This is a genomic window from Vandammella animalimorsus (assembly GCF_002285285.1).
Lineage (GTDB): Bacteria > Pseudomonadota > Gammaproteobacteria > Burkholderiales > Burkholderiaceae_C > Lampropedia > Lampropedia animalimorsus.
This window is the reverse complement of the sequence record NZ_NSJF01000007.1, coordinates 1-21636: the sequence shown is the minus strand read 5'-3', so window position 1 is coordinate 21636 and position 21636 is coordinate 1. Positions and strand designations below refer to the sequence as shown.

The 21636-nt window shown below is 66.7% G+C and carries 22 protein-coding genes; 6 read left to right on the top strand and 16 right to left on the bottom strand.

All coding sequences use genetic code 11. The features are described 5' to 3' along the window. Positions 1 to 3: 3 nt before the first annotated feature. From CK620_RS12130 to CK620_RS12120, 3 genes are read left to right on the top strand one after another with little or no spacing between them, the layout of a single operon-like run. A complete protein-coding gene (locus CK620_RS12130; RefSeq protein WP_095550520.1) occupies positions 4 to 1077 on the top strand; it encodes a ligase-associated DNA damage response exonuclease in 1074 nt (357 codons plus the stop codon). A 45-nt stretch (positions 1078 to 1122) separates the two neighbouring features. Further along, the gene (locus tag CK620_RS12125) at positions 1123 to 2886 is read left to right on the top strand and encodes an ATP-dependent DNA ligase (protein WP_095550519.1); all 1764 of its coding nucleotides are present in this window, start codon (positions 1123 to 1125) and stop codon (positions 2884 to 2886) included. Positions 2887 to 2910: 24 nt separating this feature from the next. Next, on the top strand, positions 2911 to 5670 hold the full coding sequence (locus CK620_RS12120; RefSeq protein WP_095550518.1) for a ligase-associated DNA damage response DEXH box helicase: 2760 nt from the start codon (positions 2911 to 2913) through the stop codon (positions 5668 to 5670). A gap of 114 nt (positions 5671 to 5784) precedes the next feature. On the opposite strand, the gene CK620_RS12115 is transcribed toward CK620_RS12120, so the two are convergent. Beyond that, the gene (locus tag CK620_RS12115) at positions 5785 to 6747 is read right to left on the bottom strand and encodes a homoserine kinase (protein WP_095550585.1); all 963 of its coding nucleotides are present in this window, start codon (positions 6745 to 6747) and stop codon (positions 5785 to 5787) included. 97 nt (positions 6748 to 6844) lie between these two features. After that, a complete protein-coding gene (locus CK620_RS12110) occupies positions 6845 to 7327 on the bottom strand; it encodes a hypothetical protein (protein ID WP_143326094.1) in 483 nt (160 codons plus the stop codon). 144 nt (positions 7328 to 7471) lie between these two features. On the opposite strand from CK620_RS12110, the gene polA reads away from it, so the two are divergent. The 3 genes from polA to CK620_RS12095 all read left to right on the top strand — a co-directional run bounded on the left by polA (position 7472) and on the right by CK620_RS12095 (position 11763). Continuing rightward, a complete protein-coding gene (polA, locus tag CK620_RS12105) occupies positions 7472 to 10237 on the top strand; it encodes a DNA polymerase I (protein WP_095550516.1) in 2766 nt (921 codons plus the stop codon). Between the two features lie 38 nt (positions 10238 to 10275). Further along, positions 10276 to 10971, top strand: a complete 696-nt coding sequence (locus CK620_RS12100; protein ID WP_095550515.1) for an HAD family hydrolase — start codon at positions 10276 to 10278, stop codon at positions 10969 to 10971. Positions 10972 to 11043: 72 nt separating this feature from the next. After that, positions 11044 to 11763 carry a nitroreductase gene (locus CK620_RS12095; protein ID WP_095550514.1) on the top strand — a complete coding sequence of 240 codons (720 nt, stop codon included), beginning with the start codon at positions 11044 to 11046 and terminating at the stop codon, positions 11761 to 11763. An 82-nt stretch (positions 11764 to 11845) separates the two neighbouring features. On the opposite strand, the gene priA is transcribed toward CK620_RS12095, so the two are convergent. From priA to CK620_RS12025, 14 genes are all read right to left on the bottom strand, one after another. Further along, positions 11846 to 14038: a replication restart helicase PriA gene (gene priA / locus CK620_RS12090; protein WP_095550513.1), complete on the bottom strand. Its 2193-nt coding sequence runs from the start codon at positions 14036 to 14038 to the stop codon at positions 11846 to 11848. 586 nt (positions 14039 to 14624) lie between these two features. Then, positions 14625 to 15752, bottom strand: coding sequence for a uroporphyrinogen decarboxylase (hemE, locus tag CK620_RS12085; RefSeq protein ID WP_095550512.1), 1128 nt, complete (start codon positions 15750 to 15752; stop codon positions 14625 to 14627). Between the two features lie 180 nt (positions 15753 to 15932). Next, positions 15933 to 16202, bottom strand: a complete 270-nt coding sequence (gene rpsQ / locus CK620_RS12080) for a 30S ribosomal protein S17 (protein ID WP_095540430.1) — start codon at positions 16200 to 16202, stop codon at positions 15933 to 15935. A 9-nt stretch (positions 16203 to 16211) separates the two neighbouring features. Further along, on the bottom strand, positions 16212 to 16442 hold the full coding sequence (rpmC, locus tag CK620_RS12075) for a 50S ribosomal protein L29 (RefSeq protein ID WP_095540429.1): 231 nt from the start codon (positions 16440 to 16442) through the stop codon (positions 16212 to 16214). A gap of 16 nt (positions 16443 to 16458) precedes the next feature. Next, positions 16459 to 16875 carry a 50S ribosomal protein L16 gene (gene rplP, locus CK620_RS12070; protein ID WP_095540428.1) on the bottom strand — a complete coding sequence of 139 codons (417 nt, stop codon included), beginning with the start codon at positions 16873 to 16875 and terminating at the stop codon, positions 16459 to 16461. Between the two features lie 2 nt (positions 16876 to 16877). Further along, entirely contained in the window at positions 16878 to 17732 is an 855-nt protein-coding gene (rpsC, locus tag CK620_RS12065) for a 30S ribosomal protein S3 (RefSeq protein WP_095543549.1), read from the bottom strand. Between the two features lie 14 nt (positions 17733 to 17746). Continuing rightward, a complete protein-coding gene (gene rplV / locus CK620_RS12060; protein ID WP_095550511.1) occupies positions 17747 to 18079 on the bottom strand; it encodes a 50S ribosomal protein L22 in 333 nt (110 codons plus the stop codon). An 11-nt stretch (positions 18080 to 18090) separates the two neighbouring features. Further along, complete coding sequence (gene rpsS, locus CK620_RS12055; protein ID WP_095540425.1) at positions 18091 to 18366, bottom strand: 30S ribosomal protein S19; 276 nt, start codon at positions 18364 to 18366, stop codon at positions 18091 to 18093. Positions 18367 to 18378: 12 nt separating this feature from the next. After that, a complete protein-coding gene (gene rplB, locus CK620_RS12050; protein ID WP_095543548.1) occupies positions 18379 to 19206 on the bottom strand; it encodes a 50S ribosomal protein L2 in 828 nt (275 codons plus the stop codon). A gap of 3 nt (positions 19207 to 19209) precedes the next feature. Then, positions 19210 to 19545 (bottom strand): 50S ribosomal protein L23, encoded by a 336-nt coding sequence (gene rplW / locus CK620_RS12045; RefSeq protein ID WP_095540423.1) that lies wholly within the window; start codon positions 19543 to 19545, stop codon positions 19210 to 19212. Further along, on the bottom strand, positions 19542 to 20159 hold the full coding sequence (gene rplD / locus CK620_RS12040; RefSeq protein WP_095543547.1) for a 50S ribosomal protein L4: 618 nt from the start codon (positions 20157 to 20159) through the stop codon (positions 19542 to 19544). The genes rplW and rplD overlap by 4 nt, the downstream gene beginning before the upstream one ends. Beyond that, positions 20159 to 20818, bottom strand: a complete 660-nt coding sequence (gene rplC, locus CK620_RS12035) for a 50S ribosomal protein L3 (protein ID WP_095543546.1) — start codon at positions 20816 to 20818, stop codon at positions 20159 to 20161. The genes rplD and rplC overlap by 1 nt, the downstream gene beginning before the upstream one ends. Before the next feature lie 325 nt (positions 20819 to 21143). After that, positions 21144 to 21455 (bottom strand): 30S ribosomal protein S10, encoded by a 312-nt coding sequence (gene rpsJ, locus CK620_RS12030; protein ID WP_095540420.1) that lies wholly within the window; start codon positions 21453 to 21455, stop codon positions 21144 to 21146. 26 nt (positions 21456 to 21481) lie between these two features. Then, positions 21482 to 21636 (bottom strand): EF-Tu C-terminal domain-related protein (locus CK620_RS12025; protein ID WP_473964913.1); only part of this gene is annotated, 155 nt, incomplete at its 5' end.

Here is a 21636-nt window from a genome sequence, read left to right as displayed (position 1 = left end):
GCCATGCCACAGCCGCTTTCTGCCACACCCGCCGCCTGCCACGCGCAGGATTTGGTCATCGCCACGGCCCAGGGGCTGTATTGCCCGGCGGGCGACTTTCACATCGACCCCTGGCGGCCGGTGGCGCGCGCCGTCATCACGCACGCGCATGCCGATCACGCCCGCCGTGGCCACGGCGCTTACCTGGCGCAAACCGACAGCGCTGGCGTGCTGCGCGCCCGGCTGGGCGCGGACATCGCCTTGCAAACGCTGGGCTACGGCCAGCCGCTGGTGTGCAACGGCGTGCGCATTTCCCTGCATCCGGCCGGGCATGTGCTGGGCTCGGCGCAGGTGCGGCTGGAGCATGGCGGGCGCGTTTGGGTGGCCTCGGGCGACTACAAGCTGCAGGCCGACCCCACCTGCACCGCGTTCGAGCCCGTGCCTTGCGACGTTTTCATCACCGAATCGACTTTCGGCCTGCCCATTTACCGCTGGCCCGAGCCGCAGGCGCTGTTTGCCGACGTCAACGCCTGGTGGCGCGCCAATGCCGAAGCGGGCCGCCCCAGCGTGATCTACGCCTACGCCTTTGGCAAGGCCCAGCGCTTGCTGGCCAGCGTGGACGCATCGGTAGGCCCGCTGGTGTGCCATGGCGCTGTCGAATCGCTCAATCAGGCCTACCGGGCCAGCGGCGTGGCGCTGCCCCCCACCTGCCGCGTCACGGATGCCAGCCTCAGCCCGGCGCAGCTGCGCCGCGCCCTGGTGATTGCTCCGCCCTCGGCCGCTGGCACGCCCTGGCTGCGGCGGCTGGGCGAGCATGCCGACGCCTTCGCCTCCGGCTGGATGCAGGTGCGCGGCGCGCGCCGGCGGCGCGGCGTGGACCGCGGCTTCGTGCTCAGCGACCACGCCGACTGGCCCGGCCTGCAACGCGCCATCGCCGCCACGGGCGCGCAGCGCATCATCGTCACGCACGGCCATATCGCCACCATGGTGCGCTGGCTCAATGGGCAAGGGCTGCACGCCCAGGCCTTTGCCACCGATTACGGGCACGATGACGACGAGCCTGCCAGCCCCTCCGAAGCGGCCACAACCCCGGCCTGACGAATCCACCGCCCCAGCACAACAGATGCACTGACGCACACGCCCATGCAAGCCTTTGCCCGGCTCTACCACGCGCTGGACGCCAGCACCTCCAGCCACGCCAAGCAGGCGGCGCTGCTGGCCTACCTGCGCGCCGCCCCGGCTGCCGATGCCGCCTGGGCCATCTACTTTCTGGCTGGCGGCAAGCCGCGCCAGCTCGTGCCCACCCGCCTGCTGCGCCAATGGGCGCAAGAGGCCGCAGGCCTGCCCGAATGGCTGTTCAATGAAAGCTATGAAGCCGTCGGCGATCTGGCCGAAACCATCAGCCTGCTGCTGCCCGCCCCCGGCCAGGCCGAGGCGTGCGGCCTGGCCGACTGGATGGAGCAGGAGATGCTGCCCTTGCGCGGCCTGCCCCCGCACTTGCAGAAAGAGCGCCTGCTGGCGCAGTGGCAGCGCCTGGCCCCTGAAGACCGGCTGCCCTGCCTGAAGCTGATGACCGGCGCCTTGCGCGTGGGCGTGAGCAAGCTGCAAGTCACGCAGGCGCTGGCCGCCCTGGCCGGGGTGGATGCCAAGCTCGTCGCGCAGCGGCTCATGGGCTATACCGCCGTGGGCGCCCGGCCTGGCGCGCCCGATTACCTGGCGCTGATCGCCCCCGCCGATGCCGATGCCGATGGCCTGCAAGGCCCGCATCGCGGGCAGCCCTACCCCTTCTTTCTGGCGCACCCGCTCGCCGCGCCGCTGGCGCAGTTCGATGCGCTGCTCGGCCCGCCGGCCCACTGGCTGGTGGAGTGGAAGTGGGATGGCATCCGCGCCCAGCTCGTGCGGCGGGGCCAGCAGGCCTGGCTCTGGTCGCGGGGCGAAGAGCTGGTCACCGAGCGCTTTCCCGAGCTGCACGCCATGGCGCTGACACTGCCCAAAGGCACGGTGATCGACGGCGAGATCGTGGTCGTTGCCCCGCACACGCCGCCTGCCGGCGATGCCTGCCGCGATGACGTCCGCAATGAGGCTCCCCATCACTCAGCCGATCACGCGGCCGAGGCAGCGCTGGCGCGTCACATCCAGGCTTTTGCACAGCTGCAAAAACGCCTGGGGCGCAAAACCGTCGGGCCCAAAATCCTGCGCGAACTGCCCGCCGCCTTGCTGGCCTATGACCTGCTGGAGCTGGGCGGCCAGGATCTGCGCGCCCAGCCGCAGCGCCAGCGCCGCGCCCAGTTGCAGGCGCTGCTGGCGGCCCACCCGCACCCGGCGCTGCTGCTCAGCCCAGAGGTGCAAAGCGCCTCATGGGCCGAGCTGGCCCGCCAGCGCGAGCGCGCACGCGCTCTGGGCACCGAAGGCTTCATGCTCAAGCACCGCCAGGCGGCCTACGGCACGGGCCGCACCAAAAGCAGCGGCATCTGGTGGAAGTGGAAAGTCGATCCCATGAGCGTGGACGCCGTGCTCATCTACGCCCAGCGCGGCCATGGCCGGCGCGCCAGCCTGTACACCGACTACACCTTTGCCGTCTGGAGCGGGCCGCCACAAGAGCCCGGGCGCACGCTGGTGCCCTTTGCCAAAGCCTATTCGGGCCTGACCGATGCCGAGATTGCCCAGGTCGATGCCATCGTGCGCAAAACCACGCGCGAGAGCTTTGGCCCCGTGCGCAGCGTCGAGCCCAGCCTGGTCTTTGAAATCGGCTTTGAAGGCATTGCCCCCAGCCCCAGGCACAAAAGCGGCCTGGCCGTGCGCTTTCCCCGCATGCTGCGCTGGCGCCAGGACAAACCCATCGCCGAGGCCGACACCCTGGCCAGCCTGCACGCCCTGATGCCCGCCAAACACAACACCGCCCCATGATCGCCGCCATATAACCGCCGCCCCATGAACGCACCACGCCAACGCGCCACCGCCCAGCCGCCGGCGCCACCCCCATTGCCGCAAGCCACGGCCTGGATTGAAGGCCAGGGCTGGCAAGTGCTGGACTTTCAGCGCACCGTCTGGCAGGCCATGGCCGAGGGGCGCAGCGGCCTGCTGCACGCCAGCACAGGCGCGGGCAAAACCCTGGCCGTCTGGCTGGGCGCCTTGCAGCGGCTGGCGCTGCCGCCGGGCGGCACGGCCAGCCAGCCGCCTGCCGCCCCGCGCCGCGCACCGCCCTTGACCGTGCTCTGGCTCACGCCCATGCGGGCGCTGGCGGCCGATACCTTGCGCGCCCTCGAACGTCCCATGCAGGACTTGGCGCCGCACTGGCGCAGCGGCCTGCGCACCGCCGACACCTCCAGCAGCGAACGCGCCCGCCAGCAGCGCCGCCTGCCCACGCTGCTGATCACCACGCCCGAAAGCCTGTCGCTGCTGCTGGCGCGCGCCGATGCGCGCGAGGCGCTGCAAACGGTCGCGCTGGTCGTGGTCGATGAATGGCACGAGCTGCTGGGCAACAAGCGCGGCGTGCAAGTGCAGCTGGCCCTGGCGCGCCTGGCCGGCTGGAATCCGGCGCTCATGGTCTGGGGCCTGTCGGCCACGCTGGCCAACCTGCCCCATGCGCTGGACTGCCTGCTGCCCCGCCCCCTGGCCGGCCAGACGCCGCCCAAGGGCCAGGCCGCCAGCGCCAAAGCCCATCCCACTCCCGCACCTGCACCCTTGCTGGTGCGCGGCCTCATCCCCAAGACCATCCAGGTCGATACGCTGCTGCCCGAGCGGCTGGAGCGCTTTGCCTGGGCCGGTCACATGGGGCTGCAAATGCTGCCGCAAGTGGCCCGGCTCATCGAGGGCCAAAGCGGCACGACGCTGATCTTCACCAACACCCGCGCGCAAGCCGAGCGCTGGTACCACGCGCTGCTGCAGGCACAGCCGGATCTGGCCGGCGCCCTGGCCCTGCACCATGGCTCGCTGGACAAATCCGTGCGCGAATGGGTCGAGCTCGGGCTCAAGCAAGGCCGCCTCAAAGCCGTGATCGCCACCAGCAGCCTGGACCTGGGCGTGGACTTCCTGCCGGTGGAGCGCGTGCTGCAAATCGGCAGCGGCAAAGGCATCGCCCGCCTGGTGCAGCGCGCCGGGCGCTCTGGCCACGCGCCAGGGCGCAGCGCCCGCATCACGCTCGTGCCCACCCACAGCCTGGAGCTGCTCGAAGCCGCTGCCGCCCGGGCCGCCATCGCCGCCGGCCACATGGAAGCGCGCCACAGCCCGCAAGCGCCGCTGGACGTGCTGGTGCAACACCTGGTCACCGTGGCCCTGGGCGGGGGCTTTGCCCCCGAGGCGCTGCGCGCCGAAGTGCAGCGCACCGCCGCCTATGCCCAGCTCAGTGATGCGCAGTGGCAATGGTGTCTGGACTTCGTGCGCCGTGGCGGCCCCTCGCTGCAGGCCTACCCCGACTTTCAGCGCGTGACGCCCGATGCGCAAGGCCTCTGGCGCATGCCCGACGCGCGCCTGGCGCGCCGCCACCGGCACAACATCGGCACCATCGTCAGCGATGCCGCCATGACGGTGCAATTCGTGCGCGGCGCGCGGCTTGGCTCTGTGGAAGAAAGCTTCATCGCGCGCCTCAAACCTGGCGACGTGTTCCTTTTCGCGGGCCGCCTGCTGGAGCTGGTGCGCGTGCACGAGATGACCGCCCAGGTGCGCAAGGCCAAGACGGGCGCTGCCGCGCTGCCGCGCTGGTCCGGCGGGCGCATGCCGCTGTCGGGCGCCTTGGCCGAGGCCATGCTGGACAAACTGGCCGCCTTTGCCGCCGGCCACATCACCGACCCGGAAATGCAGTGCATCGCGCCCTTGCTGCAATTGCAGCAGCGCTGGTCCGGCCTGCCGCAGCCGGGCCTGCTGCTGGCCGAAACCCTGCACACCCGCGAAGGCTGGCACCTGTTTCTCTACCCCTTTGTCGGGCGGCTGGTGCACATGGGCCTGGCCGCGCTGCTGGCCTGGCGGGCGGCGCAAAACCAGGCAGGCACCTTCTCGCTGGCGTGCAATGACTATGGGCTGGAGCTGCTCTCGGCCAAGCCCATCGACTGGGCCAGCCAGCTGCCAGCCCTGCTGGCCCCGCCCGCAGGCGCGGCGCTGGCCACGCAAGTGCTGGGCAGCATCAACGCCAGCGAGCTGGCCCGGCGGCGCTTCAGGGACATCGCGCGCATCGCAGGCCTGATCTTCCAAAGCCACCCGGGCGAGCGCCGCTCCAGCCGCCAGCTGCAAGCCAGCGCCTCGCTTTACTACGAAGTGTTCCGCCAGCACGACCCGGCCAACCGGCTGCTGCAACAGGCACAGGACGAATTGCTGCAAGAAGAGCTCCACCTCGACCGGCTGGCCCAGGCCCTGCAAAGCATGCACGCATCCCGGCTCTGCCTGCATGCGCTGGCCCAGCCCACGCCCCTGGCCTTTCCGCTGATGGTCGAGCGCCTGCGCGAGCGGCTGAGCAACGAGCCCCTGGCCGATCGCATCGCCCGCATGGTCGCCCGCCTGGAGCAAGCCGCAGGCGCGCCTGATGCACCTGGCGCACCTGGCGCGCCAACACCCGCCTCACCCAGCGCGCAGGAGGTGCGAAGCGCCCTGCTCATGGGCGAAAGCCAAGACGCGCCCGGCCATGCGCCCCGGCCCCGCCAGCGCCGCAGCAAGGCGAGACAAGCGCCAAAAGGCAACGACAGCGCCCCGCAAGACTGAGCGCCAGCTTGCGCCTGCCAAAAACTGGCGCATTGCGTATGGCGGCGCTTTGCCTCGGCAAACCGCTTTTTGCCCGCTCGCGCCAGGAGCGGGGTGGGCAATGACAGGCGCGCCCTAAACCGCCAATGGCAAGGGGCCGGCGCTGGCAATGCGGGCCTGCAGAATGCGCTCGAAGTGCGCTGGGTCGTGCGGCTTGAGCAGGCTGGCCTGGCGCGGCAGATGGAAATCCCACAGGCGCGAGATCCAAAAGCGCAGCGCTGCGGCGCGCAGCATGTCCGGCAGCAGTTGTTGCTCCACCGGCTGCAGCGGGCGCACGGCCTGGTAGGCCTGCAGCAGCGCCTGCAGCAGCGCCGGCTCGAAAGCGCCCGTGGCCCGGTCGATGCACCAGTCGTTGAGGGCCACGCCCAGGTCGAAGGCCCAGGTGTCGATGCCGGCGAAATAGAAATCGAACACCCCGCTCAGGCGCTCGCCGACGAACAGCACGTTGTCGCGGAACAGGTCGGCATGCACGGCGCTGCGCGGCAGCTGGGCGTACTGCGGCGATTGCGCCAGCGCATTCTGGTGCGCCAGCTCGGCCTGCAACAGCGCCGCCTGGGCGCTGCTCAGGTGCGGCAGGATGTGCGGCACCGTGGCGTTCCACCACGGCAGGCCGCGCAGATTGGGTTGCTGCAGCGGGAAGTCGGCGCTGGCCAGGTGCATGCGCGCCAGCACCTGGCCCAGCTGCGCGCAGTGCGCGGCCTGGGGCTGCAGTTGGCTTTGGCCGTCGAGTTTTTCGACCACGGCTGCGGGCTTGCCGTTGAGCGTGAACAGCAGCTCGCCGCCCGCATCGGTCTGCGGCGCGGGCACGGCAATGCCCTTGCCGGCCAGGTGCTGCGTCAGGCGCAGGTAAAAGGGCAGTTGCTCATGCGTCAGGCGCTCGAACAGCGTCAGCACGTATTCGCCCTGCTGCGTGGTGACGAAGTAGTTGGTGTTTTCGATGCCCCCTTCGATGCCGCGCAGGGCCAGCAGGCGCCCCAGGTTCAGCTGATCCAGCAGGGTTTGCGCCTGCTCAGGGGTGACTTCGGTATAGACAGCCATGGGAAAAGCAATGTGCTCAAGGCCGCGCGCAGGCACAGGCTTGCGCCGCAGGGGCATGGGGCCGCGCGGGGGCTTATGGGGTTTTCGGAATGCAGTTTCAGAACTCGCCAAGCTTCCAGCGGCGCGGGCCGTTGGTGCCGTCGCTGGAGTGGCGGCCCGACTGGTGGCTCTGGTAGCGCTGGCTGTTGCCGGGCTGCACCTCGTAGCTGGGCAGCTGGCCGGCTGGGGTGACGGTGATTTCCTGCGTCTGGCCACGCACGCGCAGCTCGTCCACGCGCGAGCCCGCATCCTGGTGCGAAATGCGCACGGCCGCGCGCGCGCCGGCGGCCTGGGCCGCCGCGCCAGCGGCGGGCGCGTTGACTGTCTCTGTTGCGCCGGCTGCCTCGGCCCCTGGCGCAGGGCTGGCCGATGGCGCAGCGCCTGCGCCCCCCGAAACCACGCGCTCATACACCACGGGCGCGTCGGCATCTGTGGCCTGGGCCTGCTGGGCTGCGGCCCAGCTGCCGCTGGCAGCCAGCACGGCGCCCAGCGCAGCGCGGCGCAAGGCAAGGCAAAGACGGGGGGAAGAAGCAGCGGTCATGGCAGGCATTCAGTGGTGCGGAGGCTGTGACATACGCATGGTGCGCGCCAGCCCTGGCGAAACAGCAATGGCGGCGATTGTAGGGCCTGTTGCGCGCCCAGCCACCCCCGACCCCAGACGGGAAAGCCTGCACAATACCGGCCCATGACTGCTGAGAACACCCTGGTGCTGGTCGATGGCTCCAGCTACCTGTACCGCGCTTACCATGCCATGCCCGATCTGCGCGCCGATCCGGGCAACCCGGCCAGCCCGGCCACCGGTGCGCTGCGCGGCATGATCAACATGTTGCAGGCGCTGCGCAAAGAGGTGCCGGCGCGCTATGCGGCCTGCGTATTCGACGCCAGCGGCGCGACCTTCCGCGATGCGCTCTACCCGGACTACAAGGCCAATCGCGCCCCCATGCCCGATGATTTGCGCGCGCAGATCGCCCCCATCCATGAGGCTGTGCAGGCGCTGGGCTGGCCGCTGCTGGCCATCGAAGGGGTGGAGGCCGACGACGTCATCGCCACGCTGGCCACACAGGCGGCCGCGCAGGGCCTGCAGGTGCTGATCTCCAGCGGCGACAAGGATCTGGCGCAGCTGGTGAACGAACGCATCACCATCTACGACACCATGAGCGGCAAACGCCGCGATGCCGCTGGCGTGCTGGCCGAGTTCGGCGTGCCGCCCGAGCGCATGATCGACTTCCAGACCCTGGTGGGCGATGCGGTGGACAACGTGCCAGGCGTGGCCAAGGTCGGCCCCAAGACGGCCGCCAAATGGCTGGGCGAATACGGCAGCCTGGAGCAGCTGCTGGCGCAGGCCGGGCAGATCAAGGGCGTGGCCGGGCAGAACCTGCGCGCGGCGCTCGATTGGCTGCCCACGGCGCGGCAGCTGGTGACGATGAAGCGCGACGTGGCCGGCCTGCCCGCGCCGCAGGCGCTGGACATGCGCGCGCCCGACCTGGCGGCGCTGGCGGCGCTGTACCAGCAATACGGCTTCAAGTCGCTGCTGCGCGGCCTGCAGGCCCCAGCGGGCGGGGGCAGCAGCGCCAGTGCGGACGCGGCAACGCCCGGCGCGGCGCAGGCGCAGGCGCCTGAACAACCTGCACCCGCCGGCTACAACGGCCCGCTGCACTACCAGATCATTCAGGACTGGGCCAGCTTCGATGCCGCGCTGGCGCGCTGGCAGGCCGCCGAGCTGGTGGCCATCGACACCGAGACCACCTCGCTGGATCAGATGTGCGCGCAAATCGTCGGCATCAGCCTGAGCACCGCGCCGGGCGAGGCGGCCTACATCCCGCTGGCGCATGACTATCCAGGCGTGGGCCCGCAGCTGCCGCGCGATGAGGTACTGCAGCGCCTCAAACCCTGGCTGGAAAGCGCCGAGCATGCCAAGCTGGGCCAGCACATCAAGTACGACCGACACGTGTTTGCCAACCACGGCATTGAAGTGCGCGGCTACCGCCACGACACCATGCTGCAAAGCTATGTGCTTGAAGCGCACCAGCCCCATGGGCTGGAGAGCCTGGCGCAGCGCCACCTGGGGCGCAGCGGCACCAGCTACGAAACCCTTTGCGGCAAGGGCGCGGCGCAAATCCCGTTCAGCCAGGTGGCCATCGAGCAGGCCGGCCACTACGCCTGCGAGGATGCGGATTTTTGCTTTGACCTGCACCGCGCGCTCTGGCCGCGCCTGCAGGCCGATGAGGACCTGCAAGGCATTTACGCGCTGGAGATTGCCACCAGCGAGGTGCTGTTCCAGATGGAGCGCGCCGGCGTGCTGGTCGATGCGCAGCTGCTGGCGCGGCAAAGTCAGGATCTGGGCCAGCGCATTCTGGAGCTGGAGCAGCAGGCCTACCAGCTGGCCGGCCAGCCCTTCAACCTGGGCAGCCCCAAGCAGCTGGCGGAGATCTTCTTCGACAAGCTGGGCATGCCCGTCATCAAGAAAACCGCCACCGGCGCGCGCAGCACCAACGAGGAGGTGCTGGAGACCCTGGCGGCCGACTACCCGCTGCCCGCGCGCATCCTGGAGCACCGCGGCCTGGCCAAGCTCAAGAGCACCTACACCGACAAGCTGCCGCAGCTGGTGCTGCCGGCCACCGGGCGCATCCACACGCACTATGCGCAGGCCGTGGCCGTGACCGGGCGGCTCTCCAGCCTGGAGCCCAATCTGCAGAACATCCCCGTGCGCACTGCCGAGGGGCGGCGCATCCGCGAGGCCTTCATTGCCGCGCCCGGCATGAAGATTGCCAGCGCCGACTACAGCCAGATCGAGCTGCGCATCATGGCCCACCTCAGCGGCGACGAGGCGCTGCTGCGCGCCTTTGCGCGCGGCGAAGACATCCACCGCGCCACCGCCGCCGAGGTGTTCGACCTGCCGCTCGATCAGGTCAGCGCCGAGCAGCGCCGCTACGCCAAGGTCATCAATTTCGGGCTGATCTACGGCATGGGGCGCTTTGGCCTGGCGCGCAACCTGGGCATTGGCCAGCAGGCCGCAGGCAACTACATCGAGCGCTACTTCGAGCGCTACCCCGGCGTGCGCCGCTACATGGAGCAGACCAAGGCCCAGGCCAAGGAGCAGGGCTACGTGCAAACCGTGTTCGGCCGCCGCCTGTATCTGCCCGAGATCAACTCCCCCAACGGCCCGCGCCGCGCCGCTGCAGAGCGCGCCGCCATCAACGCCCCCATGCAGGGCACGGCTGCCGATCTCATCAAAAAATCCATGGTGGCCGTGCAAGCCCTGCTGGAAAGCCAGCCGCACGCCACGCGCATGCTGATGCAGGTGCACGACGAGTTGGTGTTCGAAGTGCCCGAGGCCGAGGTGGACTGGCTGCGCCAGACCATTCCCGCCGTCATGGCCAGCGTGGCCGACCTGAAGGTGCCGCTGCTGGCCGAGATCGGCGTGGGCGACAACTGGGAGCAGGCGCATTGAACGCCTGCTGCCCCCCTTTTCTTCATTCCCATTGCGTCATGCCCCTTGATACCCACTCCCTGCCCTTCGATGCCGTGCTGTTCGATTGCGACGGCGTGCTGGTCGACAGCGAAGGCATCACCAACCAAGTGCTGTGCCAGATGCTCAACGAAGCGGGCTGGGCGCTGGACTATGCGCAGTGCTTTGCGCTGTTTCACGGCCGGGCCGTGCGCGACCAGCGCGAGCGCATCGAGGCCGAGACCGGCCAGCCCCTGACCGAGGCCTGGATGGCCGACTTCTACGCGCGCCGCAACGCACGCCTGAGCGCCGAGCTGCAGCCCGAACCCGGCGCGCCGCAGGCCGTGCAGGCCCTGCACCGGCAATTTGCCGGGCGCATCGCCTGCGCCTCCGGCGGCGATCGCCACAAGCTCGACCTGCAATTGCAGAAAGTCGGCCTGTGGCGCTACTTCGAGGGGCGCATCTTCAGCGGCCAGGACCTGCCGCGCAACAAGCCCTTCCCCGACGTGTACCTGCAGGCCGCCGCAGCCGTGGGCGTGGCGCCTGAGCGCTGCCTGGTCGTTGAGGATTCCGTGCCCGGCAGCCGCGCCGGCCTGGCCGCCGGCGCCACCGTCATCGGCTACGACAAGAGCGGCCATTACACGCCAGCCATGCGCCAAGCCGGCGTGCAGCACTTCATCACCCACATGAGCGAGCTGCCCCAGGCCATCGCCGCACTGGCCCGCGCACTGGCCTGAGCGCCTGTTCACGCCCTGGCGCGCCTGCGCCTGCAGGCCATTGTCCATCCCCCTTCAACGCACTACACCGCCATGCACACCCATACCGATGCCCCCGCCGCTGCAGCGGCAGCCACAGCAGCCACAACAGCCACTGCCGTGGAAGCCGCCCTGCAGGCGCGCTATTCCGCGCGCGCCTTCACCCGCCAGGAGCCCGACCCCGAGCTGCTGCGGCGCCTGCTGGTGCAGGCCGGCCGGGCCGCTTCCGGCGGCAACCTGCAGCCTTGGCAGGTGCTGGCCCTGCGCGGCGCGGCGCTGGCCGAGCTCATCGCCACGGCGCGCCAAGGCCAGGCCGATGAGGACGAGCGCCAGCTCTCCTACCCGCCCAGCCTGTGGGAGCCCTACCGCAGCCGCCGCTACAAAAACGGCGAGGACTTGTACGCCAGCCTGGGCATAGGCCGCGACGACAAGCCCGCGCGCCTGACGCAGCTGGCCAGGAACTTCGAATTCTTCGGCGCGCCCGTAGGCATCCTGGTCTGCATCGACCAGCGCATGGGCCATGCGCAGTGGATTGACCTGGGCATCTACCTGCAATCGCTGATGCTGCAGGCCACGGCCCACGGCCTGGCCACCTGCGCCCAAGGCTTTTGGCGCCGCTACCAAGGCGCGCTCAAGCCGCTGCTGAGCCTGCCGGAGCACTACATGATCGCCTTCGGCATCGCCCTGGGCTACGCCGACGACAGCGCCCCCATCAACCAATGGCGCGCAGACCGCGCCGACCCGCAGCAGTGGCTGCAGATGCGCGGCTTTTGAAGCCGCGCCCATTTGGAGAGCAGTGGCTTTCTACGCTACCGACGCAACGCGCCGGGGCAGGCTGCAAGCCTGGCCGTAGGGCTCAAATGGCCAGCGGATCCACGTCCACCAGCCAGCGCAGCAGGCCTTTGGGGGCTTGGCTGCGGGCCTGGTGCAACAGTGCCTGCAAAGCAGCCAGATAGGCCTGCAATGCCTTGCGCGATGGACTTTCGAGCAGCATTTGCGCGCGCTCGGTATTGGCCACGCGCTGCACGCTCAGCGGCAGCGGCGGGTAGAGCGTGACCCATTCCTGCCCGGGCAGCCCCGCAGCGCGGGCCTGCTGGGCCACGTGGCGCAGAAAGGCCTGGGCGGCGTCCTGCGTTCGGGCATCGGCGCGCAGCAGCGCCTGGTAGACGAAAGGCGGCATGCCGGCCTGCTGGCGCTCGCGCAGTTGCTGCGCGGCGAAGCCGGGGTAGTCCTGCCGCGCCAGGGCGGCGTACAGCGGGTGGCCAGGCTCGTGGGTCTGCAGCCACAGCTCGGGCTGCGAGGCGCCGGCCTGCATGTACTGGGCATCGCGCCCGGCGCGACCGGCCGCCTGCATGAGCAGCGCAAACAGGCGCTCGGGCGCGCGAAAGTCGCTGGAATAGAGCGCGCCATCGGGCTGCACCACGGCCACCAGGCCGATGCGCCGAAAGTCGTGGCCCTTGGCAATCATCTGCGTGCCCACCAGCACGTCCACATCGCCGCGATGCACCTGGGCCAGGCTTTGCTGCAGCGCCCCCTTGTGGCGCGTGGAGTCGGCATCGATGCGCAGCACTTGCGGAATGCGCCCATCGCTGAGCACCAATTCGCCCAGCTCTTTTTGCAGCAGCTCCTGCAACTGCTCGGTGCCGCGCCCCAGCGGCGCCAGATCGATGCTGCCGCAGCGCGGGCAGTGGCGCGGCGCGGGGCAGGCCCAGCCGCAGTGGTGGCAGCGCAGGCTGCGCTCGGCCTTGTGCAGCACCTGGTGCGCCGAGCAGTGCGGGCAATCGCTTTTCCAGCCGCAGGCGCCGCAGCGCAGCACCGGGGCATAACCGCGCCGGTTGAGCAGCACCATGCATTGCTCGCCGGCTTCGAGCCGCTCGCGCATGGCCTGCAGCAGCGGCGGCGCCAGTGCGGCTTCGCGCGGCTGCTCGCGCATATCCACCACGCGCAGCGCGGCCAGTGCGCCACCGCCAATGCGCTCGGGCATGCTCAGGCGCTGGTAGCGGCCGCCAGCATCGCCTGCGCTGGCGGCGCGGCTGTTGTGCCAGCTCTCCAGCGAGGGGGTGGCCGAACCCAGCACCACGGGCACGCCCAGTTGCCGCCCGCGCCACACGGCCAGATCGCGCGCGTGGTAGCGCGCGCCTTCCTGCTGCTTGTAGCTGGGGTCGTGCTCTTCGTCGACGACGATCAGCGCCAGCTGGGCAAAGCTGGCCAGCACAGCCAGGCGCGTGCCAAGTACCAGGCGCTGGTGGCCATGGTGCACGGCCAGCCAGTGGTTCAGGCGCTGCACGGGCGTCAGGCCCGAGTGCATGACGGCCACGCAATCGGCCCCCAGCCAAGGGCCAAAACGCGCCTGCAGCAGCGCCTGCCATTGGGGCACGAGGTTGATCTCCGGCACCATGAACAGCACCTGCGCCTGCGGCTGCTCACGCAGCAGCTGCTCGGCCAGTTGCAGATAAACCTCGGTCTTGCCGCTGCCGGTCACGCCATGCAGCACGCTGGTGCCTGCGCCATGCTGGCGCAGGGCTTGCAGCGCGCCCTGCTGCTGAGGCGTCAGCGCCGGGGCGGGCAAGGCCGGCATGGGGGCGGCGGCAGGGGCCGGCGCTCGCGCGGCCAGCTTGGCCAGGCGCTTGTGCCATTGCGCGGCGCGCTGCTCCTGCAAGGCTGCGGGCAACGCCAGCAGGGCCATTTCGCCCAGGCTGCGCTGGTAGTAGCGCGCAGCAAACTCAATCAAGTGGCACCAGCTTGGGGCCAGCGGCGGCTGCCCATCGAGCACCTCAAGCACTTCGCGCAATGCCTGGCCGTCGGGCAGCGGCGCGACCTGTGTGGACGGTGTTTGGGCTTGGCCCTGTGCGACCGGCTCTGGCCATACGATGCCCAGCACTTCGCGCTGGCCCAAAGGCACGCGCACCAACGTGCCCGGCGGCAGCGCGTTGGCACTGCGGTAGCTGAGCAAATGCCCAATGCCGCTGTGAAACGGCGCATCCACCGCGACCTGAATGGAATGCACATCGGCCTCCGGCACGGCGGCCCCGCTCTGTCCCGCCGTCATAGGGCACGTTTGCGGCGCACTGCCGCATGAAGGAGGCCTGCCCTCACCATGTGGATAAGTCTGTGCATAGCATGCTCGCAAGCCCGTTGCCATGGCATCAATGGCTTTGCCTCAGCACCTTCAAGCATGTTGACAAGCAAAGAAATTTCAATGAATTCATGGGGTTGCCACCAACTCAAGCACACAGCAGGAATCCTCTGCCTTGGGGGGAGCCGCTGTGGGTAAAGTCAAAGGCCAATCCCCCTGCAGCGCCTGTGATGTCCGGTTGCGATGCCCTTGCCCCAACCCAAAACACGCGCAACAGCTTGATCGCGCAGCGATTTCAGGGATAACCCCCAATTTCTGTGGACAAGTTTGTGGAGAAGCTGCAGGCATCTGCCTTCAAGGCCTGTGAAATCAAGCCCTTGCTTAGCTTGCCTGCGATTTAAGCAAAGCTTTCACCCAATAAAAATCAATGGGTTATGGATGGTTTTTAAAAACATCGGCTTACCAGGCTGCACTCAGTGCACGCATGGCTTGCGGTGTGCACAAAGCCCTGGGCCTGTCTGCCAGTCCAGTCCGTCCAACGCAACGATGGCCCCCCGCTTCAGCGCGGCGTGGATGCCAACTGGCGCATGCGGCGCGAATGGGTGTGCACGGCTTCGACCAGGCAATGCACATGCTCGGGCGGGGTGAACTGGCTGATGCCATGCCCCAGGTTGAAGACGTGCGTGGGCCCGCTGCTGGCCCTGTCTGTGTGGGGTGGTCCAAAATCCTCCAGCACACGCTGAGCCTCCCGTTCGATCACCGCAGGTGGCGCAAACAGCACATTGGGATCCAAATTGCCCTGCAACGCCTTGCCCGGCTGTCCGGCCTGCCCGCCAACCAAGGCGCGAGCCTGGGCCAGATTGGCAGTCCAGTCCAGGCCCAGCACCTCGCAATCGAGCCCGGCCATGGCGTCCAGCCACAAGGCCCCGCCCTTGGTGAACACAATGCGCGGCACATCACTGCCATCGGGGCCGAGGCGCTGCAATTGCGCCAGCACGCGCGCTGTATGGGCCAGACTGAAGCTGCGGAAATGGCTGTCCGCCAACACCCCGCCCCAGCTGTCAAACAACATCACCGCCTGAGCGCCCGCCTGGATTTGAGCGTTCAAATAGGCAGCCACGGCATCGGCATTGATCTGCAGCAGCCGCTGCAGCAGATCCGGGCGGGCATACATCAGGGTTTTGATCTTGCGGTAGTCAGAGCTGCTGCCACCCTCGACCATGTAGCAAGCCAGCGTCCAGGGGCTGCCGGAAAAGCCGATCAACGGCACCCGTCCGGCCAGCGCACGGCGGATTGAGGTTACGGCATCGAACACATAGCGCAGCCGATCCATGTCGGGCACGCGCAGCGCGGCAATACTGGCCTCATCGGCGGCACAGCGCTCAAAGCGCGGGCCTTCTCCTTCGATGAAATGCAGCCCCAGGCCCATGGCATCGGGCACGGTAAGAATGTCGGAGAACAGGATCGCCGCATCCAGCGCATAGCGCTGCAGCGGCTGCAGCGTCACCTCTGTGGCGTAGTCCACATTCGTGGCCAACCCCATGAAGCTGCCTGCCTTGGCGCGCGTGGCCTTGTACTCGGGCAAATAGCGCCCGGCCTGGCGCATCATCCACAGGGGGGTGTAGTCGGTAGCCTGACGGCGGCAGGCACGCAGAAAAGTGTCGTTTTGAAGCGGCGCGAAAGTCATGGCCGAGATTGTCGCGCAGATCGGGCCCTGCTCAGGCGCTGCGCCTGTGCTTCGTGCAGGCAAGATGGAAACGGCAGAGCCAAACCACAAAAACAAAGCCCTGCAATCGCTTGCAGGGCTTTGTTGGCGGGTTGGGTTGGACGCCAGTGCCATTCAATGCATCGGCATCAACCTATGGCATCACACCAGCGCGGCTTTTTGTACCAAGCGGGTGGCCACCCAGGTCTTGGTCTTGGAGATCGGACGGCTTTCGGTGATCTCGATGGTGTCGCCCAGCTTGTACTCGCCCGCTTCGTCGTGGGCATGGTACTTGCTCGAACGGATCACGATCTTGCCGTAGATCGGGTGCTTGACGCGGCGCTCCACCAGCACGGTCACGGTCTTGGCGCGCTTGTCGCTGACCACCTTGCCAACCAAGGTGCGCTTGAGGGATTTCTTTTCTTCCGTCATATCGGCTCCTTAGCTGGCTTTCGCCTGGGCTTGCTTCTGGTTCAGGATGGTCTTGGCGCGGGCAATGTCGCGGCGAGTGGTGCGCAGTGCCGACGTGTTGTTCAGCTGCTGGGTCGCCACCTGCATGCGCAGGCCGAAATGGGCCTTTTGCAGCGATTTGACTTCCTCTTTCAGGCCGGCGACGTCTTTCTCGCGCAGTGCCTGGGCCTTGCTTTGCTTTTCAGTCGATTTCTTAGCCATGTGGGTATCTCCTGAATCAAGCGCCCAGTTGGCGGGTCACGAAGGTCGTGCGCAGCGGCAGCTTGGCCGCAGCCAGACGGAAAGCCTCACGCGCCAGCTCTTCAGGCACGCCAGTGATCTCGTAAATCACCTTGCCCGGCTGGATCTCGGCCACGTAGTAGTCCGGGTTGCCCTTGCCGTTACCCATACGCACTTCAGCGGGCTTGGTGGAAATGGGCTTGTCCGGGAACACGCGGATCCAGATGCGACCGCCGCGCTTGACGTGGCGGGTGATGGCGCGACGCGCCGATTCGATCTGACGGGCCGTCAGGCGGCCGCGATCGGTGGACTTCAGACCGAATTCACCAAACGCTACCGTGTTGCCACGGGTTGCGATCCCGGTGTTGCGGCCTTTTTGCTCTTTGCGGTACTTGCGGCGAGCAGGTTGCAGCATGCTTATTCTCCTTTACCGTCCGCAGCTGTGGCGGGCGCGCTTTCAGCAGCGCGCTTAACGGCGGCAGATGCATTGGCACCGAGTGCCTCTGCGGGTTTGTCACTACCATCGACCGGCGCGGCATTGCTGCCGGCACCGCGACGACCGCCGCGGCCACCGGCCGGGCGACGGCCACGCGGACGACGCTCCTCGTCAGCGCGGGGCTCAGGGGCTGCGGGCAGGTCATTGCGGCCCAGCGTATCGCCCTTGTAAACCCAGACCTTGACACCGATGATGCCGTAGGTCGTGGAGGCTTCCGAGGTTGCATAGTCGATGTCGGCGCGCAGCGTGTGCAGCGGCACGCGGCCTTCGCGGTACCACTCGGTACGGGCGATTTCGATGCCGTTCAGACGGCCCGAAGACATGATCTTGATGCCCTGGGCGCCCAGGCGCATGGCGTTCTGCATGGCGCGCTTCATGGCGCGGCGGAACATGATGCGCTTTTCCAACTGCTGGGTGATGCTGTCGGCAATCAGCTGGGCATCGATCTCAGGCTTGCGCACTTCCTCGATGTTCACAGCCACCGGCACGCCCAACATGCGGGTGAGCTCCTTCTTCAGGTTCTCAATGTCCTCACCTTTCTTGCCGATCACCACACCCGGACGTGCCGAGTAAATGGTGATACGGGCGTTTTTGGCAGGACGCTCGATCAGCACGCGCGAGACCTGCGCGTTCTTGAGCTTCTTCTTGAGGTAATCGCGCACCTCGATGTCTTCGGCCAGCATGCCAGCGAAATCGCGGTTGTTGGCGTACCAACGGCTGGACCAATCGCGGCTTACCGCCAGGCGGAAACCGGTTGGGTTGATTTTCTGTCCCATAGTCGTCCTCTGGCTTAGTAGCCCACCGTCACGTAGACGTGGCAGGTCGGTTTGCTGATGCGGTTACCACGGCCCTTGGCGCGTGCAGCGAAGCGCTTGAGGGTCATGCCCTGCTCGACGTAGATGGTTTTGACGCGCAGCTCGTCGATGTCGGCGCCGTCGTTGTGCTCGGCGTTGGCAATGGCCGATTCCAGCACTTTCTTGATGATGCCGGCAGCCTTCTTCGGCGAGAACTGCAGAATGTTCAAAGCCTGCTCCACTTTCTTGCCACGGATCAGGTCGGCCACGAGGCGGCCCTTGTCGGCAGACAGGCGCACGCCACGGAGTACAGCACGTGTTTCAGACATGATTGGACTCCTTACTTCTTGGCTTTCTTGTCAGCAGGGTGGCCCTTGAAGGTGCGGGTGAGCGCGAACTCCCCCAGCTTGTGGCCAACCATCTGATCGGTAACATACACAGGCACATGCTGCTTGCCGTTGTGCACAGCGATCGTCAGACCGATGAACTCCGGCAACACCATGGAGCGGCGCGACCAGGTCTTGACCGGCCGCTTGTCCTTGCCAGCAACGGCTTTCTCAACCTTGGCCAGCAGGTGGTGATCCACGAAAGGACCTTTCTTGAGTGAACGTGTCATGGCGCCCTGCCCTTATTTCTTACGACGCGACACAATGAAAGTCTGTGTCCGCTTGTTATTACGGGTCCTGTAGCCCTTGGTCAGGTTACCCCATGGATCCACAGGATGACGGCCTTCGCCCGTGCGGCCTTCACCACCACCATGCGGGTGGTCGATCGGGTTCATCACCACACCACGCACGGTCGGGCGAATGCCCATCCAGCGCTTGACGCCGGCCTTGCCAAAACGGCGCAGGCTATGCTCTTCATTGGCGACTTCGCCAATCGTGGCGCGGCACTCGATGTGGACCTTGCGCACTTCACCAGAGCGCAAACGCACCTGGGCATAAACGCCTTCACGGGCCAACAACGTAGCCGAAGTACCGGCCGAGCGGGCGATTTGCGCGCCAGCGCCAGGCTGCAGCTCAATGCAGTGGATGGTCGAGCCCACCGGGATGTTGCGGATGGGCAGCGTATTGCCGGCCTTGATCGGAGCCTCAGCGCCAGAGACGATGCTGGCGCCAACTTCCAGACCACGCGGGGCAATGATGTAACGACGCTCGCCATCGGCGTACAGCACCAGGGCCAGGTGGGCCGAGCGGTTCGGGTCGTACTCGATGCGCTCGATCTTGGCTGGGATACCGTCCTTGTCGTTGCGGCGGAAATCCACCACACGGTAGTGGTGCTTGTGACCGCCGCCTTTGTGGCGCGTCGTGATGTGACCGTTGTTGTTGCGGCCGGACTTCTGGTGCTGCGACTCCAGCAGTGGAGCGTAGCCCTTGCCCTTGTGCAGATGCGCGCGGGAAATCTTCACCGCACCGCGCTGACCGGGCGTCTGGGGTTTGAGTTTGATGATAGCCATGGTTTACGCAGCCTCCCCGGACAGGTTCAGCGCTTGACCTTCCTTGAGACGCACATAGGCCTTGCGCACATGATCGCGGCGGCCAATGGTGCGCCCAAAGCGCTTGGTCTTGCCTTTGACGTTGACGACGGAGACGCCCTCGACCTCAACCTTGAACAGCAGCTCAACGGCTGCCTTGATCTCGGCCTTGGTGGCATCACGCAGGACCTTGAAGGTCACAGCGTTGGAGCTTTCGGCCGCGAATGTGGCCTTCTCCGAAACGATGGGAGCAACCAGCACCTGATACAGGCGGCCTTCGCTGAACTGGCGCTCTTTGGGGGTCGGATTGATGCGGCTCATGCGAACATCTCCTTGAGCTTGTCAACCGCACCCTTGGTCACCAGCACCTTCTTGAAATGCACCAGCGAGAGAGGATCGACGTAACGGGGCTCGATGACATACACGTTGGCCAGGTTGCGCGATGCCAGATAGAGGTTCTCATCAACCTCATCGGCGATCAGCAGCGCAGAATCGACCTTCATGTTTTTGAGTTTGGAAGCGAACGCCTTGGTCTTGGGGCTGTCGAGCTTGATGTCCTCGACAACGGACAGGCGACCATCGGCCACCAGCTTCGAGAAGATCGAAGCGATGCCAGCACGGTATTGCTTCTTGTTGACCTTGTGCGAGAAGTTCTCTTCGGGCAGGTTGGGGAACACGCGACCGCCCCCACGCCACAGCGGCGAGGACGTCATGCCGGCGCGCGCATTGCCGGTACCCTTCTGGCGGAACGGTTTCTTGGTCGAGTGACGAACCTGCTGACGGTCCTTCTGCGCACGCGTACCCTGACGGGCATTGGCCTGATAGGCCACGACAATCTGGTGGATCAGCGCTTCGTTGTAGTCACGGCCGAACAGCGCCTCGGGCACATCGCAGGTCGAGGCCTGGCCTTGATCGTTGAGGAGCTCTACTTGCATCACTTCGCTCCCTTCACAGCAGGACGAACCGTCACAAAACCACCTTTGGCACCGGGAATGGCACCTTTGATGAGCAGCAGCTGGCGCGCTTCGTCGACACGCACGATGTCCAGGTTCTGCGTGGTCACCGTTTCATCGCCCATATGGCCAGTCATGCGCTTGCCGGGGAAGATGCGACCAGGGTCCTGAGCCATACCGATCGAGCCGGGCACGTTGTGCGAGCGGCTGTTACCGTGCGAGGCGCGCTGCGAGCCGAAGTTGTGGCGCTTGATGGTGCCGGCATAGCCTTTACCGATGGAGGTGCCCTGCACATCCACCTTTTGACCTGCAGCAAACAGGTTTGCGACCGGCACATTAGCGCCAGCGGCGTATTGGCCAGCGGTTTCTTCGGTGACACGGAATTCGCGCACGATCTCACCCGCCTCAACCCCTGCCTTGGCCAGATGGCCAGCCTCAGGCTTGGTAACACGCGACGCTTTGCGCGACCCGAAAGTCAGCTGCAGAGCGGTGTACCCGTCGTTCTCTTGGGTCTTGACCTGGGTCACGCGGTTGCCCGACACATCCACCACCGTCACAGGGATGGACTCCCCGTCATCGGTGAAAAGGCGCATCATGCCCACCTTGCGGCCCAGCAACCCCAGGGAGTTACTCAGACTCATTGTTTTGCTCCAGAACTCTCACCGCAGCCACTGCAATTGGCGGCATGCGTTTGCCAGCCATCACATCCAGTCATGACGCCAGCGTGAGAGAAGGTTGTTGAAAAAATCTCCGCCCCAGACAAACCACAAAAATGGCGCGCCAATAGGCGAAGCCAGCGATTATAGCCAGCCAAAAAACAAACAGCAAGCTCCCCCTGTGCCAGATGCTGAAGTCACACTCAAAACTGTCTGTCTGCCCTGCGCAGCAGGCTGCATTGCTGGCCATACTATGAAAAAAGCCTGTGCCGCAAAAACGACACAGGCTTTTAATGACGCAGAGCGCGCGTTACTGCAGCTTGATTTCCACGTCCACGCCAGCAGGCAGGTCCAGTTTCATCAGTGCATCGACGGTCTTGTCGGTCGGATCAACGATGTCCATCAAACGCTGGTGCGTGCGAATTTCCAGCTGGTCGCGACTGCTCTTGTTGACGTGCGGCGAACGCAGGATGTCGAAACGCTTGAAGCGCGTGGGCAAGGGCACTGGGCCCTTGACGATGGCGCCGGTGCGCTTGGCGGTATCAACGATTTCGGCTGCCGACTGGTCGATCAGCTTGTAATCGAAGGCCTTGAGGCGGATACGGATCTTTTGCTTGCTCACGGTGTGACTTCCTTCTCACCTGAGAGTTAGGCAATGATCTTGGCCACCACGCCGGCGCCGACGGTACGACCGCCTTCGCGGATCGCAAAACGCAGGCCCTCTTCCATGGCGATCGGGGCAATCAGCTTGACGGTGATGCTGACGTTGTCGCCAGGCATGACCATTTCCTTGCCTTCGGGCA

Coding starts and splice junctions, on each gene's coding strand:
- priA (WP_095550513.1), bottom strand. CDS start 14,038: ATGACGGCGGGACAGAGCGGGGCCGCCGTGCCGGAGGCCGATGTGCAT.
- CK620_RS12125 (WP_095550519.1), top strand. CDS start 1,123: ATGCAAGCCTTTGCCCGGCTCTACCACGCGCTGGACGCCAGCACCTCC.
- rplW (WP_095540423.1), bottom strand. CDS start 19,545: ATGAGCCGCATCAATCCGACCCCCAAAGAGCGCCAGTTCAGCGAAGGC.
- rplB (WP_095543548.1), bottom strand. CDS start 19,206: ATGGCTATCATCAAACTCAAACCCCAGACGCCCGGTCAGCGCGGTGCG.
- polA (WP_095550516.1), top strand. CDS start 7,472: ATGACTGCTGAGAACACCCTGGTGCTGGTCGATGGCTCCAGCTACCTG.
- rplD (WP_095543547.1), bottom strand. CDS start 20,159: ATGCAAGTAGAGCTCCTCAACGATCAAGGCCAGGCCTCGACCTGCGAT.
- CK620_RS12100 (WP_095550515.1), top strand. CDS start 10,276: ATGCCCCTTGATACCCACTCCCTGCCCTTCGATGCCGTGCTGTTCGAT.
- CK620_RS12130 (WP_095550520.1), top strand. CDS start 4: ATGCCACAGCCGCTTTCTGCCACACCCGCCGCCTGCCACGCGCAGGAT.
- rpmC (WP_095540429.1), bottom strand. CDS start 16,442: ATGGCTAAGAAATCGACTGAAAAGCAAAGCAAGGCCCAGGCACTGCGC.
- rpsQ (WP_095540430.1), bottom strand. CDS start 16,202: ATGACGGAAGAAAAGAAATCCCTCAAGCGCACCTTGGTTGGCAAGGTG.
- CK620_RS12095 (WP_095550514.1), top strand. CDS start 11,044: ATGCACACCCATACCGATGCCCCCGCCGCTGCAGCGGCAGCCACAGCA.
- rplV (WP_095550511.1), bottom strand. CDS start 18,079: ATGTCTGAAACACGTGCTGTACTCCGTGGCGTGCGCCTGTCTGCCGAC.
- rpsC (WP_095543549.1), bottom strand. CDS start 17,732: ATGGGACAGAAAATCAACCCAACCGGTTTCCGCCTGGCGGTAAGCCGC.
- CK620_RS12110 (WP_143326094.1), bottom strand. CDS start 7,327: ATGACCGCTGCTTCTTCCCCCCGTCTTTGCCTTGCCTTGCGCCGCGCT.
- rplC (WP_095543546.1), bottom strand. CDS start 20,818: ATGAGTCTGAGTAACTCCCTGGGGTTGCTGGGCCGCAAGGTGGGCATG.
- CK620_RS12120 (WP_095550518.1), top strand. CDS start 2,911: ATGAACGCACCACGCCAACGCGCCACCGCCCAGCCGCCGGCGCCACCC.
- rpsS (WP_095540425.1), bottom strand. CDS start 18,366: ATGACACGTTCACTCAAGAAAGGTCCTTTCGTGGATCACCACCTGCTG.
- CK620_RS12115 (WP_095550585.1), bottom strand. CDS start 6,747: ATGGCTGTCTATACCGAAGTCACCCCTGAGCAGGCGCAAACCCTGCTG.
- rplP (WP_095540428.1), bottom strand. CDS start 16,875: ATGCTGCAACCTGCTCGCCGCAAGTACCGCAAAGAGCAAAAAGGCCGC.
- hemE (WP_095550512.1), bottom strand. CDS start 15,752: ATGACTTTCGCGCCGCTTCAAAACGACACTTTTCTGCGTGCCTGCCGC.